Genomic DNA, 19,681 nt, shown 5'->3' with positions numbered 1-19,681 from the left:
AGAGATCAGGATCACCTCGTACCGCGACAGGAGAACGGCGTGACAGAACACGGCGCCTCCTCTCAACTGTCGCGGATCGACAGGACTATAGCGGATCCAGGACGGAATGGGTCGCGAATTTCCGAGTACGTCATCGGTCTCCCTCCGCCCATTCGGAATCGGGTCGGTCGGGAACCTGGACGTCTGCCGCACCGAGGTGACGTCTTTCGCGCCGAGATCGATGGCTGCGTCCACGCCTCGATGGCTCAGCCACGCCCGGCGACGAGCTGTCGCCGCACCGGCCGGCGACGCCTTCGCCGGGCGGCTTGGGCATCAATGTCGCGGAACCGGCCCGGTGCCGGTCACCGGACCCGGAAGCCTCCCGAGTCCCGGCCGAACGCGCCGGTCATCGGAAACCGGCTGGTTCCGTTCCACCAGTGGTAGACGACTCGTTTGCCGCCGTCGGCGGCGGTGAACACGTCCAGGCCGCCCGGGCCGCGGTGGTTGCCCGGCAGGCCACGGTACGGGCCGAGCCCGGCCTCGCCGGTGAAGCCGAAGTACGGCCTGGCCACGCCGTCACGCAGCGGCGTGCACCGCGTGCCGGGAATCGGCCCCGTGCCGCATTTCGCGATGCCGGTGGCGTAGCGGGCGCTGTCCCAGTTGTTGCCGGAGTAGGCGAGGAACCAGTGGTCGCCGGCCTTGAACATCGACGGGTTCTCGATCACGTGGGTGGTGCCGGCAGCCCGCCTGGTGTCCCACGTGAGGTGGGTGCTCTTCAGCGCGTCCCGGCGGGTCGACCACTCCGCCCGGCCCTCGCCGTCGGTGCGCACCACGGAGATCCCGGTCTCCGGCCCGGACGTGATCGCGTCGTCGCGGTAGGCCACGTACATCCTGCCGCCGGCGACGAAAGGGTTCGCGTCGATGGCCCACCGGCCGCCCGGCGGGCAGGCCCAGCCGCCCGCGTTCCGGAACGGGCCGTAGGCGCTGCGCGAGATCGCCCTGCCGAGGCACTTCTGCCCGCTGCCCTTCCGGGACGCGGTGTAGTACATGAAGAACCGGTCACCGAAGCGCACCACCCCCGGCGCCCAGATGTTCCCCGACGCCCACTCGCCAGGTCCGCCGGGCAACGCGTCGCCCGACGCGCAGTCGGACATGCCGACGGTGTTGCCCGAGCCGTGGGTCAGGACCGGGACCCACAGCTTTCCGACCCCGCCGCACCGCTTGCCCCTGCCGGCGCCGACCGTCGTGCCGTAGGTGACGTAGCGGCCGTCCTCCGCGCGCAGGGTGTCCGGGTCCGCCAGCGGAAACGTCGACTCGTTGGCGGTGGCCGTGACGCCGCCGGACGCACTGGCCGCCCCGACAGCCACGCCCGCCGCGACGACTCCGGCCACGAGCGCTCCCACCAGGATTCTTCTGCTCAGTGACACCGTTTCCTCCAGCAGGTCGGTTCAGGCCACCCGGAGACGGAACCGCGCCGCGCGCGCGTCGTGCCCGTCGACCCGCATGTCGATCGTCCAGGTCTCCAGCAACTCGGCTCGCACCGTGCCGTTGCCCGGCAGCCAGTTGATCCGGTCCACCCCGGCCAGGAAGGCCCGCCGTTCGGCGTCCCGGCCGGTGGCCCGGACGTAGTTCGCCTTGTTGGTGTCGGCGGTCCAGATGACCAGTCGGCCCTGGTTGTGGTGGTGGAGCACGCGGGCCCGGTGGAGGTCCTTCATCAGGTGCCAGTAGGGCTTGAGCCGGTCGAGCCGGTCACCGTTGTAGGCGTTGGCGATGTAGTGGGTGTTGAGCAGGGCGAACTCGAGGTTCGGGTGGTTGGCGTGTCGGAGAACGACCTCGTTGAGCCACCGCGGCGGGCTCTTCCGGTCGGCGACGCCGCCGTGCGCGCGGGTCGTGGTCGACGACACCACCCGCCACGGGTCCGGGACCGAGATCGGCACGCGATAGGACCGGTCGTGACGCAGGAACGTGGTGGTGTACGCCCCGGCGAAGTGCCTCGCGATCATCGCCGGCTCACCGGTGTCACCCTCGTTGATCTCCTGCCAGCCCACCAGCGGCCGGTAGTTCGGGTGCTCGGTCGAGTAGCCGCGGACCGCGCGGATCGCCGGCTCCCGCGCGGCCAGGTTGCCCCGCCCGACGTTGGCCGTGATCACCGTGAGCCCGACCCAGTTCGACGCCGCGGACGCCGTGCCGGCGGAGACCACCGCCCCGGCCGTTCCGAGAACGACGCCGCCGCCGAGCAGGAGCGCCGACCGCCTGCTGAGTGCGTTGGACACGAGGACCGCCTCTCGTCGTAACCCGGAGCACCAGCGGAGTGACAACTCATGCGATCATGCAACACAAGACGGCCCGGTGGCTACCCCTGCCCTGGTACCCGCCTCCTGATTGCCAGCCGCCATCGCCTCGCCGGGCCCGTCGTCGCAGGATTTCCGCCGCCTTCACTGCTGAGATCGGGACCAGCGAGTTCCCTGTGGTCGGCGAGAGATACCGCAACACGCAGAACGTGTTCGACCAGACGTGCATTCAGGCCCTTTTCGCAGGACGGACTCCGGTGGACGGGTATCCGGGGCACCTACGAGCTCGGGTCCTCCCGGCCGGCCACCGCCTGTTTCGGGTTGAACGTCGCGTTGGTGACGAACCGAGGAGAGATCGGCGCCCCCTCCCGGTCAGGCGTGCTTCGGCCGGCCGCTGGTTCGGCAATGGTGTGCCGAGTCAGCCAGACGGGTCGGGCCTCGTGCCCAAGGACACGAGGCCCGGCTTCAGCTGATCAGCCGACGGGCAGACCGAACTCCACACGCAGCACAGGCGGGAATTCCGGTCGCAGCAGGTTCCGGACCCGCAACTGGTAGACACCGGGGAGCATGTCGGTGTACATGTAGATCTTTGCCCGCTCGATGCCGCTACCGTCCCGGACGAGACTCCCCAGAATCTGCTGCACGAACGGGCCGGGCACACCTTCGGTTACCCGAGCGAGCTCGAAGACTATCGAGCCGGTCGGACACGGGTCACAGGCCAGGACGTCCGAGCCGGTGAGGGTGATCCGCAGGACAGCTGGCTCACCGAACACGCGTACCGGGCACACCGCTGGCTCGGCCGGAAGACGCTCGTTGCAGGACACGATCGGTGTCGTGACGCCGCCGAAGTCGTCAAGGTGGTCGCCGTCCGGCGCGTCACCGACAGTGAAGATCCCCGGGTGCGCGGGGACCGTCTCGACCTCGACGGTCATCGGGGCGCCGCCGTACGGGTGCACCTTGAACTCGCTCGTACCGGAGTCCGCGCACGTGCCGAAAGGCTCCGATCCGACCGAGTTCGGGTAGTACACGTCGATCCGGGTGCCTTCTCCCACTTGGTCGACGGCCAGTATCGGCAGCCGCAGCAAGCTGCCGTCCGCCCCGCAGGTCGCCTCGACATACGTGCCGGCTGGCGTGTTCTGTGTCCACCGGGTGAAGACCCGAGGTACCTCGAGGGTGAGCGGATCGGCGGTCACGATGCTCAGCCGCGCCCCGCGCGGTACCGGTCCAGCCTGCATGGATGCCGAGTTCATCACCACAAACGGATCGGAGGTCGGGGTGATCGCCGCTGCCGCTGGTAGTGGTGCCGCGAAGGACGCCACCGCCAGGACGGCAACGCCGAACCGCCCGGCACAGCCAACTGGTTTGATCATCAGGTTGTCTCCAGAGCCGAGGACAGGGCGTGAGCGGAACTGCCGCAGGACGCTAGTGCCGACCGCTAAGCTGAGGCTGAGTTGACGCTTGGCGCGACGGGTAGGGCGTATGCGGTTTCGGATTCTCGGGCCCCTGGGTGTCTGGGACGGGACGGTGTGGACGCAGGTCGGAGCGCCGCAACAGCGAACACTCCTCGCGATGCTTCTGCTGGAAGCGGGGCAGGTTGTCCCCATCGACCGCGTGATCGACGAGATCTGGGGTGCACACCCGCCGCAGGCTGCGAAGGGCACCGTGCACGGCTATGTGATGCGTCTTCGCCGACTGCTCGGTACCCAGGACTGTCCTCTGGTCACCCGAGGTCGCGGCTACGAGCTGGTGCTTTCCGATGACGCCCTCGACGCCGATGTTTTCCAGCGGCTCGCCGAGTCCGGACAGCGAAGCGTCGTCGACGGCAAGCCGAAGATCGCGGCCGCCCAGCTGTCCGAGGGACTTGCCCTGTGGCGTGGATCTGCCCTCGCCGACGTGCCGGCCACTCCGGCAATCACGGCCGCGGCGCAGCGACTCGATCAAGCCAGGCTCACCGGCATCGAGCTGTACCTCGAGGCTAGGGTCGCGCTCGGTGAGCACTTCGAGGTGGTCGACGAGTTGCAGGGGCTTGTCGTCGAGAACCCATTGCGCGAGCGACTGTGGACCCAGTTGATGCTCGCGCTCTATCGGTGCGGGCGGCGGGCGGAGGCGTTGAACGCCTACCAACGAGCGCGCGGCATTCTGGTCGAGGACCTCGGTCTCGAGCCGAGCCTGCCACTGCGGGAGTTGCATGCGGCGATCCTCGCCGAGGACAACGAACTCGTCGTGTCGGACAGGAGGAGCGCGGTCACGTCGAGGCGGGACGAGCGAATCAGGCCAGCTCAGCTGCCGGCGGACGTCGCCGCGTTCACCGGCCGTGACGACGCCTGCGCCCGGCTCGACAACCTGCTGCCTGTCGGCGGAGCGTCACATCTACCTGTCGTGGTGGTCTCCGGGACCGCCGGGGTCGGCAAGACCGCGCTTGCCGTGCATTGGGCACACCGGGTGCACGACCAGTTCCCAGACGGACAGCTCCATGTGGACCTTCGGGGCTACTCGGCGGGGTCACCGCTGCGACCGATGGAGGTGCTGGCCAGATTCCTTACCGCACTGAATGTTCCGCCGACCTCCTTGCCGTCCGATGTGGACGAGGCAGCGGCGACCTATCGCAGCCTGCTCGCCGACCGGCGCATGCTCGTGCTGCTGGACAACGCGAACCACCCGGACCAGGTGCGCCCGCTGCTGCCCAACAGCCCGGGATGCCTTGTGCTGGTCACCAGCCGCGACCACCTCGCCGGCCTGCTCGCCAAGGACGGCGCGGTGCGGCTGGCGCTCGACTCACTCGCTCCTGGCGCGGCACAGACCCTGCTGGCACGGCTGGTCGGCGCGGAGCGAGCGGACCGAGAGCCGTCTGCGCTGACAGACATGGCCGAGCTGTGCGGATACCTGCCTCTGGCGTTGCGGATCGCGGCGGCCAACATGGTGGTGGCGTCCGGTACGGCGGTGGCCGACCACGTGGCAAGGCTCAAGGAGGACCGGCTGAGCGCCCTGCAGGTCGACGGCGACCAGGACGTCGCGGTCCGGGTGGCGTTCGACCATTCCTACGGTGCGCTCCCGGTCGCCGCGAGAAGGCTCTTCCGGCTTCTCGGGCTGGTGCCCGGGCCGCATGTCACCGTGCGGGCGGCAGCTTCGCTCGCGAACCTGCCGGTCACCACGTCGGCGTCGCTGCTCGACCGTCTGGTCGCGGCTCACCTGCTCGACGAGCACGCGCCTGGCCGGTACAGCTTCCACGATCTGCTGCGGGCCTATGCCGAGCGGAAGGCGACTACCGGCGAGTCCGCACCCGACCGCGAGGCCGCCCTCGCTCGGCTGTATGACCACTACCTGCACGGGGTCATCGCCGCCGCCGGCAGGTTGTACCCGCACGTGTTGCGCCTGCCAGAGCCCGCGGGTGCCGAACCGCCTGTCAGCTGGCTCGGTGACCATCGGCAGGCATCGGCATGGCTCGACGACGAGCGCCCCAACCTGGTCTCCGCCGTGCCTCACGCCATCGAGCACGGGTTCACCGAGGTGGCCTGGCGGATCGCCGACGCCCTGCGCGGTTACCTGTACCTGCGCATGCATACCGAGGACTGGCGCAGGGCGGCCAACGCCGGGCTCGCCGCTGCCGAAGCGGAAGGCGACCAGCGGGCCCAGGCCGCCGCGCATGCCAGCCTGGCGACCCTGCACTGGGCGCAGGGCCGCCACCAGGACGCCATTGACCACCACGCTACGGCGCTTTCCCTTGCCCGCCAGGTAGGTTGGGTGGAGGGCGGGTCCGCGGCGCTTGGCAACCTCGGCAACCTCAATTGGGCACTCGGCCGACTGGACATGGCCGCCGAGCTGTTCACCCAAGCACGCGAACTCCACCAGGAGACGGGCCAGAAGGCTGGTGAGGCAACCGCCCTGGGCAACCTCGGCCTGGTCCGCCTCGGACAGGGCAGACTGCACGACGCCGCGAAGCACTGCTTGGAATCGCTTGCTCTGCACCGGGAATCGGGCTCACGCAGCGGCGAGGCGCGCACGCTGACCCACCTCGGCGAAATCCACCTCGCGATGAATCGGCCCGACGAGGCGCTGATCACGCTGACAGACGCCCTCACCCTGCTGCGCCAGATCGGCGACCGCAACACCGAAGGCGACACGCTGCGCGCCCTGGCCGCGCTGCACCGCGACACCCGCGAGTTCGGCAAGGCACTGGACCTCGCGAGCACAGCGGTCGACCTTGCAAGGGAGACCGGAGACAAGCGGCTCGAAGCGGGGACGCTCACCACCCGGGCAAGTATCCAGCACCAACTCGGCCGCTACCAGTCGGCGGTCGACGGGCACCGGCAGGCACTGCGCATCGCCAGAGGCATCGGCAACCACTTCCTGGAAACCGAGGCACTTGTCGGCCTCGCCGCGTCGCTCATTCGCACCGGTGAACGCGACCAGGCCATCTACCTCGCCTCCACCGCGATGGCCGCGGCGCGGCACAGCGGCTACCACCTGCTCCGAACCAAGGCCCAGACGCTCCTCGTCGACCTCAACGCCCCTCATCCCACCCGCTGACCAACGTCAGCGAGCTGGGTTGACCTACTTGCCAGTGTCGCGCCCAGGTCTGGGGCCTGACTTCCGTTGGCTGCCGGCCGAAGCATTCTGGAAGCACACAACCTGTTGCTGCTCACCAACGTCACCGGCCTCGGGGTGGCATCGGCTCACTCAACGCCAGATCTCCTTGACAGCCCGGTTGCCCGCGACACAGGAACCCCTTCCATCGTGGCGGAAGGACCCTCCGCGCTCAGCGTCCATGGTGCCGTGCCCCGACCGTGGGTCTATCCCATGATCATGGAACAGTCCCACCCTGGTGCCCTGAGTCGTTGGTTCGTTGGCGAACTCAATGGGGGCAGAGTTGCTGGTAAGGGGTGCCTGGTAGGTGGCGCTGCCATTGGTTCGAGGTGAGGTGGTTGGTGACGCGCTGACATACGGTCTGGGCCGCTTTGTCGGGGGTGATGTCGTAGGTCTGAAGTGGGGTGTGGTCGCCGGCCGCGTGGAGGGTGCGTCCGTCGGGGCTGAATGCCAGGGCACGGACAGTGTCGCCGGGTGTGGGGAGCGATGACCCGATGCGGAGGTGGGTGGTGGTGTCCCACAGTTGCAGGGTGCCTTCGTCCGCGGCAACTGCCAGAGTCTGACCGTCAGGGGAGAAGGCCAGCGCGGAGACGTACTGGTAGGTGGTGGTGTCGGGGGCGGTGAGAACACCGAGGTGTTGGGTGAGTTGGCCGTCCCACAGCGCGACCCGACCGGATGCGTCACCGGCGGCCAAGTAGTCCCCGTTCGGGCTGAACGCCAAGGCGGTGGCCTTGCCGGTGCCCCTGACGGCGGGCAGTCTGCTACCGGAAGGGAAACGGTATGCCCGGCCCTGTGTTGTGACGATCAACTGGCCGTTGGGATGCGGCACCACATCGCCTGCGGTGTCGGCGATCGTGCGGGTCGTGGTCCGACGGCGTAGATCCCACACCCGAGTGGACGTGGTGCCGTCAACGTCGAGTATGCCGGTGATCAGCAGTGAGCGGTCATCCGGGCTGAAGGCAATGTTCGTCAGGTCTGGGCCGACCTCATCCTCGTCCAGAACGGCTGTGGTCCGGCGCTGCGGGATGTCATACAGCTCGATTCGTTCGGATCGAGCTTCGGTGACCATGGATGTCACGCTGTAGGCGAACACGTTCCCGGTGGAGTTGAAGGACATCATGGCGGTGCAGTGTCGGAACAGGTCATCGTCGGGCATGGAGCACGGCATTCGGGGGGGTTCGGCCACGGGTTTTCCGGTGCGTTTGTCGAGGATGAGGAACCGGATGTACTCACCTTCGGTGTCCGGGCGTGCGATGGCCAGGGTTGTGCCGTCCGGGCTGAACCTCGCTCCCAGGCTCGGGTGTTTGCTCCAGTGCGGGGTCGCGGATCTGGTCAGGGTGAGGGTGTGCACGGTGGTGCCCCACGCGTTGTCCGGGCCGCCGAGGTAGCGGAGGGTTCCGGCCTCGGTGTCGAGCTTGATGTCTTTGACGGTTTCGCCGGAAAGCCGGTGTCGAAGTACCGGGTGGCGAGGGGTGACCAGTCGCCACACGAGGAGCTCCTCACCGTCCGATGCCGCGACGAAGGCGCCGTCCTTGCTGAGTTCCGGGATTGTCAAACCGGCGTGTGTGACTGCCGGAGCCTCCTGACCGGTCTCGGTGTGCCAGGTGCGAACGCCGGTGTCGTCGACGACGGCCAGCCGGCTTCCGTCGGCACTGAACGTGATCTGCTCCTGGACGCATTGGCGCAGGGAGACGGTCGGCAGCCACGGCGCGGACATTCTGCGTCCTGTGGTGACGTCCCACAGCCGTAACTGTTCACCGGGGACGCACACAGCCAGAAAGCGGTCGTCCGCGCTCATCGTGGCGTCGAGGAACGGGACACCGAATTCCGCGAGGCCACGGCGCTCCTGCTCGAACTGGTCCATGAGACTCAACACGCGTGCCCAGTTCAGGGAGTTGATATCGCCGACCGGCTTTCCCTTGGTGTTCTCGTTGACCTCGAGAAGTGTGCGTCGGGTACGTGGGTCCCAGAGTTGGATGCGTTGGTTCGATCCGTCGACGTCGTAGACGACGAGGATGCGGCCGCTTGGGCTCATCTCAGCGCCACGGTCGGCTTCGGTCATGGCCGGTTCGTCCCGGCGTCCGGTAGTGAGGTCGTACAGGCTGACCTTCTGATCTGTGCCGCTGAAGACTGGGAGCCACTGGGTGTCTGCCCGAGGAAAGCCGGCCTGCGTCATCGCGTCACTCAGGCCGGGCAGGACCGCAGTGGCCTGGTTGGTGGCGAGGTTCCAGCGGGTGACCTGCTCGCGGCCGATGCTGAGCAGCGTGCGGCCGTCGGCGCTGAGCTGGCGCATGGTCTGTGTGCTGCGGTCCGGATCGGTGAAGACGTTCTGTTCGGGTTGGACCGCGGCGGCCAGCAGGGCGGAGCGCGTTTCTGGGAGGTCGGCGATGCGCCAGGCGGCGAGGCTGAGTTGCATGGCGGTCTGGGGGTCGGACAGGCGGAGGCTGGCGGCCACACCGGCGATGCGGCGGGCTTCGGCTTCGACACGGCGGGTTTCGTTGGCTTCGTTCTGTTGCCAGGCGACCATGGCGGCGATGAGACCGAGAACGAGCAGGACTGACAGTGCGGCCCTACCGGTGCGCCGGGCGCGGCGGTTACGTTTCCGAGCGGAGAGGCTGGCGGTGAGGAACCGCTGTTCCAGTCTGGTGAGGTCGTCGGGATGGTCGGGGGTGGCGCAGTACTGCTCGGCGACAGTCAGTCGCACCCCTCGGTAGAGGCTGCCAGGATCGTGGTTGAGTGTTTGCCAGGTGCGGGCCGCTTCGGTGAGCTGGCGTTGGACCCGTAGCCGCTCGCGATCAGTGTCGATCCAGTTGTGGAGTCGGGGCCAGGCGCTCAGAACGGCCTCGTGGGCCAGGCTGACAATGTCTCCGTCCAAGGTGACCAGTCGGGCGTGGGCGAGCCGATTGAGGATCGGTATGGCGCTCGGGCCGAGTGCGATGACCTCGGTGCGGCTGATTGAGCGGCGGGTGTCCTGGTTTCCCTGGCCTGGATTGACCAGGCGCAGCAGGATCCGCCGAGCGGTTTCGGCTTGGTCGTCGGTAAGGTGCTGGTAGAAATTCTCGGCGGTGTGGGTGATGGCGCCGTGGAGGCCGCCGGCATCGTCGAAGGCGGCTTCGGTCAGGACTCTGCCCTTGCGGCGGCGCCAAGTTTCCTGTAATGCATGGGACATCAGTGGCAGGCCGCCGGGTTCGTCGGCGACCTCGTGGAGGATGCGAGTGGTGAGTGTGCGCTCGACGACGAGGCCGTACAAGGCGGCCGGTCTCACGATCGCCTGCCGTAGTTCTTCCTTCCGCATCGTTGCCACCAGCAGGGTGGCGTGGTGGGCTGCTTCGGTAAGTGCGCGGTGTTGGGTGAGGTGACCGTAGAAGTCGGCGCGCACGGCGACGATGACACGAACACCGCGTTCGGTGGCGGCGTGGAGCCGGTCGAGGAAGTGGGTGCGCTCCGCCCTGTCTATGCACAGGGTGAACACTTCCTCGAACTGGTCGACCACGACCACGGTTCCCGATGGGGTCTGCTGCGGATCAAGGACCTCGGCGTGTGTGTCCGCCGGGTGCTCTCCGGGCGTGAGCAGTCGAATCGCGGTCGACTGTCCGTTCCGCGACTCGGTTCGCCGCAGCCGGGGGACCAATCCGGCGTGCAGCAGCGAGGACTTGCCACTACCGGACGGACCGGTCACCACCACCAGGCGGCGGCGACTCAGCAGATCCTCGAGCTCGTCGACAAGGAGGTCCCGGCCGAAGAAACGCTCATGGTCCTCGGCGTCGAAGCGAGCCAGACCCAGATAGGGCGCCTCCGCGTCGTCGCCCGCCGCGTGCGCCTCCGCGTCCACTTCCCGCACGGTCTGCCGCCAGCGCCGCTCCCACTCCTCGCAGTCACCACCGCACACGTCGACGTACGCCAGCAGGACCTCCAGCGACGGCAGCCGGGCCCCGGACGCCGCCTGTGCCAGCGTCGCGGCTGAGTAATGCGCCTTACGCGCCATCACCCGGTACGTGATTCCGCCCGCCTCCTGGCGCAACCTTCGCAGCCCGTCGGCAAACCGTGCGACAGGCCCGACAGTCGGATCCAACGGTCGTTCACGACGCCCCACGACGCCTCCCCACAAGTGCGGAAATCCCACGTCGATGCTACGAAACCTCCTGCCGTCGCCTGCACAGCGGCGCCCGAGCCAAAGGCGGCTACGAAATTGTCTGAACTGGTCAAGAGGGTCTGCTGGACAATCGAGCGGTCCACAAGACTCACGTCCTGTCGGCCTGGGGAGGCAACCGTCGGTCGATGGATCGACACCAACGGAGACCGCTTCTCATGGGGACGCGAGCGCACATGGAATCACTGGAACTGGACCAGGAAGCCGGATCCTCGCCCGATGACGTGATCGAGGTGCCGATCGAGACGGTGCAGGCCGCGGACTCGCCCCGGCTGACCGGCGAGGATCTGGCACACGTCCGGGTCCTCGCTGAGGGCGCCGGGGTACTACCGCCCATCATCGTGCATCGTTCGACGATGCGGGTGATCGACGGCATGCACCGGTTGCGTGCTGCCAAGCTCAAGGGCAGACGAAGCATCGCGGTACGGTTCTTCGACGGCGATGAGCACGCGGCATTCATCCTCGGCGTCAAGGCGAACATCGCGCATGGGCTGCCGCTGACCCTCGCCGACCGCAAGGCGGCTGCGGCACGGATCCTCGTGTTGTATCCTCATTGGTCGGATCGGGCGATCGCCGCGATCGCCGGCCTGGCGCACAAGACCGTCGGCGCCGTGCGCCGACGGTCGAGTGGGGAAGTTCCCCAGTTGACCGGACGGGTCGGCAGGGACGGTCGGGTTCGACCGCTGAACAGTGCGGACGGCCGGCGACGCGCGATCGAGCTGTTGATGGACGACCCCGATGCGTCCGTTCACGACATCGCGCGCGCAGCCGGAGTCTCCCGCACCACCGCGAAGGACGTGCGCAGACGCCTCCATGACGGTGCCGACGAATCCGCTGACACGGCACGCGTCGTCGAGTCCGTTCCGGTCGTGGACGGCTCGTCGGTTCTCCGCGCGCTGCGCAGTGATCCGTCATTGCGTTTCACCGAAACGGGGAAAATGTTGTTGCGTGCGTTGAGCCACAGTCCGGGAACCGCAGCCGAATGCGACGAGCTGGCCGACGGTGTGCCCAGTCATTACGTGACCTCGGTTGCCGAACTGGCACGAATGTACGCGGATTACTGGCATAGGCTCGCGACGCGGTTGGAAGAACGTTCGTGCGAGTGAGACCGCTGACGTGGAGGTCTACGGTCTGGAACTGGTCCCGAATAGGCAGGAGCGGGCCGCGCTGCTGGCGGAACTCACCCATCTGGACCGGCAGTCCGATCATGTCCTGGGTGAACAACAGCTGGCTGGTGGCGTCACCCGGTCGGCGAGCCGGGCGGCGGTTGGTGTCGCACAATTCGCCCTGGCTGACGACGGCGGCGATCTGTTGGGTTTACCCGATCCGGTCCGGCGATGCCGGTGGCGAGCGTACGGCCGACCCCAATCGCCCGGGAGTGACCAGCGCGATCGGCAATCCGGACTCGACACGCGGCGCCGCAGATTCACCGAGTCTGTCAACTTTTTGGTCATGTTCAACCGACCGCTGGTTGTCAACGGCATAGTGTCGATTTTGATAGCTGCCGGTCCGTGGGAGTTGTGTTGCGGCATTTTCCTCGTCGTTTGTCGCGGGTTTTCGACTGCCTCAGGGGTCTTGTGTATGGCCCTCCTGGAATTGTTCGGGCAATGGGAATGTGAATTGATGAGCCGGCGGATCAAGGCTCATGGAGTGTATGACCATCTTATGGGTAATTTACCTGACAGGTGAATTATTGATCTTGTGTCAGCTTTGCGACTGGAGTTCGTCGGCTCGAGAGGGTTGGTTTTCGTTGACGTACAGGTTCACGGTTCTTGGGCGAGTTGGTGTCTCGCTGGACGGCGCCGAGGTTGACCTGGGTGCTCAGTCGCGTGCGTTCCTGGCCGCGCTGTTGATCAGGGCGGGACACCCGGTAACGGTGGGGGAGATCGTGGACATCCTCTGGGGGGGACGGTCGCCCGCGAGTGCGGTGAACGCGGTGCACAAGCATGCGAGCATGGTGCGTCGCATGCTCGAACCGGACATCGCGCCGCGGGAACAGGGGCGCTGGCTAGTCCGGCGGGACAGTGGCTACCTGTTCCACGTCGCACCTGACGACCTCGACCTGCTCCGGTTCCGTTGCCTGGTCGACGACGCGCGGGCTGCGCATGACCAGGGTGATTCGGCCGAGGCCGTCGAGCTCTACCTGGCGGCGCTCGGGCTGTGGCGTGGCCGGTGCGCGGAGAACCTGGACCAGCGGATCCGCCTGCTCCCGCCGTTCTACGCGGTCGACCGGGAGTTCATAACGGCCATGCAGCAGGCCGTCGACCTCGCGCTGTCTCTCGGCTGCGCCGAGCGAGTCTTGCCGCTGACCCGTGCGGCCGCTGCGGCAGAGCCGCTGGACGAACCGCTTCAGGCACGCTTGTTGCTGGTGCTCGCCGCCACGGGCCGCCAGGCGTGCGCGTTGTCAACCTATCAGCAGGTCCGTGAACGGCTGGCGGATGAGTTGGGCGTCGACCCGGGACTGGAGCTCCGGGCCGCGCACCAGCAGGTGCTCAGGCATGAATTCACCACCGCTGTAGGCCTGCCCGGCCAGCCACACCGCCCGGTTGCGCAACAGCCGGCGCAACTTCCCCGAGATGTGCCCAGGTTCGTCGGCCGTGCGGATGCCCTGGCCCGGCTGGACGCCGTCGCCCCGCACGGTGGCGGCGAAACCACCCCGCTCGTGCTGCTCACCGGCGGTCCCGGAGTCGGGAAGACGGCGTTGACCGTCCACTGGGCCCAGCGTGCCGCCCGCAACTTCCCAGACGGGCAGTTGTTCGTCAACCTGTGGCCGGTCGACCGGTTCGAACCGCTCGACCCAGCCGACGTGCTGCGGCACTTTCTCAGTTCACTCGGGCTCATACCGGAGCTGATGCCAACCACGACAGCCGAGCGCAGCGCACTGTTCCGCACAATGCTCGACGGGCGTCGGGTCCTGGTGGTGCTGGACAACGCAGCGACAGCCGAACAAGTTCGTCCGCTGCTGCCGGGCAGTGCGGGCAGCATGGTGTTGGTGACGAGTCGATTCCGCCAGATGGGGCTGGTCGCGCTGGACGGGGCCCGCTCACTCGAGGTCGGAACGCTGACCCCTGCCGAGGTGTTGGACCTGCTCACCGCGCTGCTGACCGAGGAACGGGTTTCGGCGGAGCCGGGGCCGGCGGCGGCGCTCGGGCGGCTGTGCGCCTACCACCCGGTTGCCCTGCGCCTGGCAGCCGCGCACTTGGCATGCGCGCCGGAGCGGTCGATCGAGAGCTACGTGTGCGAGCTGTTCTGTACGGACAGGTGGCATCGCTGCGGTCCGGAGAGCGACGACGCGACGGAGACCATCTCCGCGTTCATCAGTCGATCGCAGCCGCAGCGGTTGTCCGTATAGCCACGGACACGAGCTGCGCGGGCCGCTCGAGGTTGCTGCGCTTCGCCGCGCCCTGTCGACGATCGTGTCCCGACACGAGGTGTTACGCACCGGGTTCTCGCCACGGACGGGTTGCCGAGCCAGTGCCCGCGCCCGCCGGCGGAGCTGCCGGTGCCAGTCGAGGAATTGCGGCAGCCGGCGGATCCCCGCGGCGTCGAGCTGGATCGGTGCCGCGATGAGTCGACCCGGCCGTGCTGTACACCGCGTACCGCGCGGGCGAACCGGACCCGCTGCCGCCGCTTCCGTTCCAGTACGCGGACTTCGCCGTCTGGCAGCGCGGCAGGGTGGACGAGCCGGCGATGCTCGACCAACTGGCTCACTGGCTGGACCGGCTCACCGGAGCGTCGGCGCTCGAACTGCTCTCCGACCACCCTCGGACGTCGCGACGCACATCCGAGGATCGGCTCCGCGCCATCGCCGAGCGGGAGACACGACCCTGCACACGGTGCTGGTCGCCGGGTTCGCCGCGGTACTTGCCAGATGGAGCGGCCAGCCCGACGTGGTGCTCGGCTCGTTCGTCGCGAACCGGGACCGGCCTGGCGCCGATCGACTGGTGGGCTTCCTGGCGCAGGTGCTGCCGCTGCGGGTCGACACTACCCCCGCGTGCCGTCGTTCCGCGCGCTGGTCGGCCGGGCGCGGGCGAGCTGCCTTGCCACCCTGTCACACCGGCACACGCTGCTGGAGACCGTGCTCACGGCTTTGGGTCGCGGGCACGGGTCGCCCGCGTCGGGTGTGCGCGTGGCGCCCGGACTCCGTCCGGCGACACCAGGGTGGACCGTGCCCGACCTGGCGGCGGAGCCGTTCGAGGTCCCCCTGCGACCGCGCAGTTCGAGCTGTCGCTCGAGCTGATCGAGACCGTGAGCGGTGGCTAGGTGGCCACGTGTCCTTTGCCACCGACCTGTTCGACGAGTCGACCGCCGAACGCATGGCGGCAGGGTTCACCCATCTGCTGGCCGAGGCCGCCGAGGATCCGGACCCGCCGCTCGGATCGCTGCCGCTGCTCACCACCGGAGAGCAGGAGCGGATCGCGCGCTGGAGCGACCGAGTACCGGCCACCGCGCACTGCGGCCGAACGGCTTCTTTGCGGATATCTGGTCCACGGTGCTCGGCATCCCGCGGATTGGCTGCGACGACGAGTTCCGTGACTGGGCGGGCACTCACTGATGGCCACCCAGATCGCGGCGCGGATCAGGACCAGGTTCGGGATCGAGGTCTCGGTCGTCGAGCTGCTGAGGCGTCGCTGGACGCTGGCCGAGTTGGCCGGTGAGGTGCAGCGGCGCCAACTTGCCCTGGCGAGCCGGGACGACCTGCGCGCGATTGCTGAGCCGGATTGGCGGACTTCCGGATGAGGAGATCACCGGGATGCTCGCGGAGGGGCAGGTCGATGACGTGGGGAGGTGAACGGCCATCAACCCAGACCCGATCCAGATGGAATCCAGTCGCGCTGGACCAGCCTGTGGTGAGGCCGACTCGGGTGCCTGCCACCGGGCGTCGAACGCAGGAGAACCGCGACCGTCGGCCACCAGGAGATCGGGGGGCGTATGGCGTTGGACAGTGCCGCACTGGTGGATGCCACCACTTCGGAGCTCAGACGCACGCTGGTGGGCCGGGACCACGAGCTGGCGTCGCTGCGCGAGGTAGCCGCGCTGGCCGGCACGTCGCCGCACATCGTGGAGATCGCCGGGGAGCCGGGGACCGGCAAGACCAGACTGCTGGAGGAGTTCCGGTCCCGGCTGCACCGCGCGGGCTGGATGGTGGCCACGACCAGTTCGGTCGTCGGACAGTCCCTGCCCTACCAGGTGTTCGTCGACGCGCTCGACGGCCTCCTGGCGCGGGACACCGAGCTAGTACGGGAGTCGCTTGGCGCGACCTGTGCCGACATGCTCTCCGTTATGTTCCCGTCGTGGCCCGGCGCTGCGACCTCGGCGCCGGGCGCCGGGCACGATCGGGTGGACCAATACCGGGTCTTCCGCGCGGTTGGGCTCGCGCTGGAGGCACTGGCCGGGTCGCGAGGGCTGCTCGTCGTCATCGACGACGCCCACCACATGGACGAGGGTTCGGTCGCGTTGCTCGACCACGTCGTGCGGCACCCACCGGACGCCCCGTTGGTGATCGCGCTGGCCCATCGACCGCGGCAGTGCGACGTGCGGCTCGCGGCGGCGATCCGGGAGGTGCCTGGTGGGGCGTCGATCCGCCGGATGCGCACCGGCCCGATCCCTGCCGAGGACCTCGCCGGGTTGCTGCCGGCCGAGACGAACCGGGTGGCGCGGCAAGGGTTGCTGCGGCTGGCGGCCGGCAACCCTGGCGTGCTGCTGGCGTTCGCCGCGACGGCCACAACCGGGCCCGGTGGAGAACCACCGGATGTCAGGGAGCTCGTCGAAGGCGTCCCACCGGCGCTGGCCGGGGCGCCCACCGGCGACTTCGGGATGCTGTCGCCGCTGGCCCGACTGGTCGCGGGGGCCGCTGCGGTAGCGGGGGACCCGTTCTCCCTCACGGTCGTCGAGACGGTAGCCGAACTCGATCAACGGGACGCGCTCACCGGGATGGACGAGTTGCTTGGCCACGACATCGTGCGGCCGTTCGGCTCGTTGCGCCGGTTCCGGTTCCGAGACGTCGTGGTCCGCTCGGTTGCCTACCACGCGGTGCCGGACGCGTGGCGGCACGGTGCGCACACCAGAGCGGTCGCCCTGTTCCGAGCCATGAACGAGCGACCGCCGGTCATCGCAAGGCATCTCGAGCATGTCGCCAGGGGTGACGACCCGGCTGACGCCGACATGCTGGAGGAGGCGGCGCGCGGCTGCCTGTTCGAGTCGCCGGCACGGGCCGCGCGCTGGCTCGGTACCGCGAACTGCTTAAGGATCGGTCAGCCGCCCGCCGCCGCGACACTCACCTTGCTCGGCAAGGCGCTGGCGGTGGCCGGCCGCCTCGGCGAGAGCGAGACGATCCTGACCGGCTTGCTCGGTGCCGACCACCGGCTTTCCCCGGACGAGCGGGTCACGGTCGCCGAGTGGTGCGCGAAGGTCCACACGCTGCGTGGCCGGCCGGCCGAGGCTGCGGCAGTGTTGCACGCGGCGCTCGCCGAGCCGGGCCCTGCGGATCTGGACCGGTCGCCGCTGCACCTGGAGCTCGCCGCGCTCGCCGTGGCCTCGTCTGGCCCCCCGCTGACCGACGAGGTGCGCGATGGGCTGCGGAGCGCGGCCGAGCACGACGACCGGCTGTCGCGGCTGCGTGCGCACCTGCTGCTGGCGCTGTCTTGCGGCGACTCCGCCGCCGGGCACCTGCGCACAGCGCTGCGCTTGTTCGGTGAGCTCGGGGAACGGGAACGTTGGTGCGCTCAGGAGTCGTGGTATCTGATCGCCGAGACTCATCGCAGGATGGACCTGCTCGACTCGGCGGTCGCATTGTTCCGTACCGGGCTCGACGCCGCGGTGTCGAGTGGGCAGGGGTACCTGCGCACGCGCCTCGCGACGGGCCTGAGACGGACCCTGCTCGCGCTCGGTGAGCATGAGGTCGCCGCCGAGTGGGCCGATTACGCGCGCACAACCGCAGACACTGACCCGCACACCGACCCCAGCGCCACAGTCGGCATGGACGGCGCGGTCGCCGGGGTGCTGGTGACCGAGCTCGTGCTGCCCGCGGCGCGGCAACTCCGGCGTACCGTGTCCGAGTACGGTGGGCCGGAGCCGACCCGTCTCGCGGTGCTGGATGCCGTGCGGCGGCCGGACACCGCCAAGCTGGATGCCGAGACCAGCAGGCTGGACTCGCTGAGCCGGCGCGAGTGGGAGATCTCGGAGTTGGTGAGCAAGGGCCACACGAACCACCGGATCGCCGACATGCTGATGCTGAGCCGCAAGACCGTCGAGACCTACCTGGACCGGATCTTCAAGAAGCTCGAGGTCACTTCGCGGGCGCAGATCGCGTACCTGATCGGCAGCCGGGCCCGCCTGCCCGGGTGCACTCCCGCCTGCACGGCGGAGGACCCCGATGGCCCGGAGTGAGCAGGCGCGTCCCGCGGAGTCAGAGGACGAACCAGGTCAATGGTTACGAAGTGTAGTCGGGCGACTGTTCCTTTGCCGTGTGGTCGGCAGCTGTCGCTGGCCGTTCACCTGGTTGCGTCAGGGAGAGGATCACGTCTCCGGGCTCCTGACGCGGCAGTGTGCACCGTGGGTGTCGGATCGGGCCCGGTGTTGTTGTGGTGGGTTTGGTGTTTGAGGCTGTGCTGATTGTTGGTGGGCGGTGCGCAGGCTGCTTGCCGATCGTCGTGGTGTTTTGGGTGGGTGGGGGGTGGCCGGGATGGTGTGGTCGTCCATGCCTGTTGAGGTGTTCGAGCCTGATCGGCTTCGGTTGGTGCGGTCCGTGCCGCCGGTGTCGTCGGTGGTTGAGCGGGCGGCGAGGGACCGTGTGTGGGAGGCGGTTCGGGCCAATCCGGCCTTGTACGACGGTAGCCAGGATCGCCGAGTTGGAGCGGGAGAACCGTGAGTTGCGGCGGGCGAACCAGATCCTGAAGTCCGCGTCGGCTTTCTTCGCAGCGGAGCTGGACCGTCCGTCGCGATGAAGGCCGAGTTCGTCGACTCCCAGCGGGAGACCCCACGGTGTCCAGCCGATCCTGGAAGCACTCAAACACACGCCTGCTCAGATCGCACCGTCGACCTACTACGCCGCCAAGACCCGCACTGACTCCGCTCGGGCTGCCCGGGACCGGGAGCTGGTCGTGCGGATCGAGCAGGTGCACGAAGACAACGCCTTCGTCGAGCACCTCATGGGCCAGCCCGAAGGCTGGGTCACCAACCTCTCCCTGCCCCGCACCGGGCAACTCCGCGCGTTGGGCAACGGCGTCGTCCCCCACCAAGCCGCCCACGCGGTCAGCCTGCTGTTAGACGACCTCACCGACCTCCTCGCCATCACAGCGCCTGCCGGCCGCACCGCCCGGCGGCAACCCACTGGACGGGAGGCGGATGTGGCGTGAGCCGATACTGAAGAGATCGATATCAGACCATCACATAGTTATTACCTTCTATATGGATGTCCACTGAAACAACACACAATCCGCAGCGCCGCGCCGGGCCCGACAACGTTGCTGTTACATTTTGCACGCACTTGCCACAGTTGATTCCCACTGTCACGCTGCACCCCGTGCGATGGAAGCGCCCCAGGGCGGCCGGGATGACGGACGGGCCGTCCGTCCGGCTTCTTCGACAGCTCGGGAGTCGGCATGCCGCGTTGGTCCGGGCCGCGACGATCGGTCCGGTCGCGGCCATCGCGTTGCTCAGGGCGCCCGCGACCGAA

General features: G+C 68.4%; 11 protein-coding genes and 2 pseudogenes. 9 read left to right on the top strand and 4 right to left on the bottom strand.

Translation table 11 applies throughout. The annotated features are described in order from the left end of the window. Nucleotides 1–341: 341 nt before the first annotated feature. From BLA60_RS17945 to BLA60_RS17935, 3 genes are all read right to left on the bottom strand, one after another. A complete protein-coding gene (locus BLA60_RS17945) occupies nt 342–1,370 on the bottom strand; it encodes a family 43 glycosylhydrolase (RefSeq protein ID WP_245812038.1) in 1,029 nt (342 codons plus the stop codon). A gap of 57 nt (nt 1,371–1,427) precedes the next feature. Then, nucleotides 1,428–2,252 carry a hypothetical protein gene (locus tag BLA60_RS17940; protein WP_075134066.1) on the bottom strand — a complete coding sequence of 275 codons (825 nt, stop codon included), beginning with the start codon at nt 2,250–2,252 and terminating at the stop codon, nt 1,428–1,430. Nucleotides 2,253–2,743: 491 nt separating this feature from the next. Beyond that, nucleotides 2,744–3,640: a hypothetical protein gene (locus BLA60_RS17935; protein ID WP_154814426.1), complete on the bottom strand. Its 897-nt coding sequence runs from the start codon at nt 3,638–3,640 to the stop codon at nt 2,744–2,746. 109 nt (nt 3,641–3,749) lie between these two features. On the opposite strand from BLA60_RS17935, the gene BLA60_RS17930 reads away from it, so the two are divergent. Then, nucleotides 3,750–6,797 carry an AfsR/SARP family transcriptional regulator gene (locus BLA60_RS17930; RefSeq protein ID WP_084735048.1) on the top strand — a complete coding sequence of 1,016 codons (3,048 nt, stop codon included), beginning with the start codon at nt 3,750–3,752 and terminating at the stop codon, nt 6,795–6,797. Between the two features lie 325 nt (nt 6,798–7,122). On the opposite strand, the gene BLA60_RS17925 is transcribed toward BLA60_RS17930, so the two are convergent. Beyond that, nucleotides 7,123–10,947, bottom strand: a complete 3,825-nt coding sequence (locus BLA60_RS17925; RefSeq protein ID WP_075134064.1) for an nSTAND1 domain-containing NTPase — start codon at nt 10,945–10,947, stop codon at nt 7,123–7,125. Between the two features lie 233 nt (nt 10,948–11,180). Here BLA60_RS17925 and BLA60_RS17920 point away from each other — a divergent pair, with 233 nt between their 5' ends. From BLA60_RS17920 to BLA60_RS45555, 8 genes and pseudogenes are all read left to right on the top strand, one after another. Further along, nucleotides 11,181–12,110 (top strand): ParB/RepB/Spo0J family partition protein, encoded by a 930-nt coding sequence (locus tag BLA60_RS17920; protein WP_075134233.1) that lies wholly within the window; start codon nt 11,181–11,183, stop codon nt 12,108–12,110. 10 nt (nt 12,111–12,120) lie between these two features. Then, nucleotides 12,121–12,693: a hypothetical protein gene (locus tag BLA60_RS43350; protein WP_154814425.1), complete on the top strand. Its 573-nt coding sequence runs from the start codon at nt 12,121–12,123 to the stop codon at nt 12,691–12,693. Between the two features lie 61 nt (nt 12,694–12,754). Continuing rightward, nucleotides 12,755–14,356, top strand: a complete 1,602-nt coding sequence (locus BLA60_RS17915) for an AfsR/SARP family transcriptional regulator (RefSeq protein WP_162292981.1) — start codon at nt 12,755–12,757, stop codon at nt 14,354–14,356. Nucleotides 14,357–14,570: 214 nt separating this feature from the next. After that, a pseudogene (locus BLA60_RS46550) lies at nt 14,571–14,981 on the top strand (condensation domain-containing protein); the annotation flags it as partial. A 559-nt stretch (nt 14,982–15,540) separates the two neighbouring features. Next, nucleotides 15,541–15,744, top strand: a complete 204-nt coding sequence (locus BLA60_RS45560) for an acyl carrier protein (protein ID WP_281257459.1) — start codon at nt 15,541–15,543, stop codon at nt 15,742–15,744. 192 nt (nt 15,745–15,936) lie between these two features. After that, nucleotides 15,937–18,393, top strand: coding sequence for a helix-turn-helix transcriptional regulator (locus tag BLA60_RS17895; protein WP_075134060.1), 2,457 nt, complete (start codon nt 15,937–15,939; stop codon nt 18,391–18,393). 407 nt (nt 18,394–18,800) lie between these two features. Further along, nucleotides 18,801–18,941 (top strand): annotated as a pseudogene (locus BLA60_RS46545) (IS3 family transposase); the annotation flags it as partial. Nucleotides 18,942–19,106: 165 nt separating this feature from the next. Beyond that, nucleotides 19,107–19,361: a hypothetical protein gene (locus BLA60_RS45555; RefSeq protein ID WP_075134059.1), complete on the top strand. Its 255-nt coding sequence runs from the start codon at nt 19,107–19,109 to the stop codon at nt 19,359–19,361. Nucleotides 19,362–19,681: the final 320 nt, after the last annotated feature.

Origin of the sequence: Actinophytocola xinjiangensis (genome assembly GCF_001921215.1) — a bacterium.
GTDB classification, from domain to species: Bacteria; Actinomycetota; Actinomycetes; order Mycobacteriales; family Pseudonocardiaceae; genus Actinophytocola; species Actinophytocola xinjiangensis.
This window is presented reverse-complemented; position numbering and strand designations above follow the sequence as displayed.

Excerpts from the sequence above, each read along its gene's own strand:
- BLA60_RS17920 (WP_075134233.1), top strand. The coding sequence starts at position 11,181 with ATGGAATCACTGGAACTGGACCAGGAAGCCGGATCCTCGCCCGATGAC.
- BLA60_RS17930 (WP_084735048.1), top strand. The coding sequence starts at position 3,750 with ATGCGGTTTCGGATTCTCGGGCCCCTGGGTGTCTGGGACGGGACGGTG.
- BLA60_RS17895 (WP_075134060.1), top strand. The coding sequence starts at position 15,937 with ATGGCGTTGGACAGTGCCGCACTGGTGGATGCCACCACTTCGGAGCTC.
- BLA60_RS17935 (WP_154814426.1), bottom strand. The coding sequence starts at position 3,640 with ATGATCAAACCAGTTGGCTGTGCCGGGCGGTTCGGCGTTGCCGTCCTG.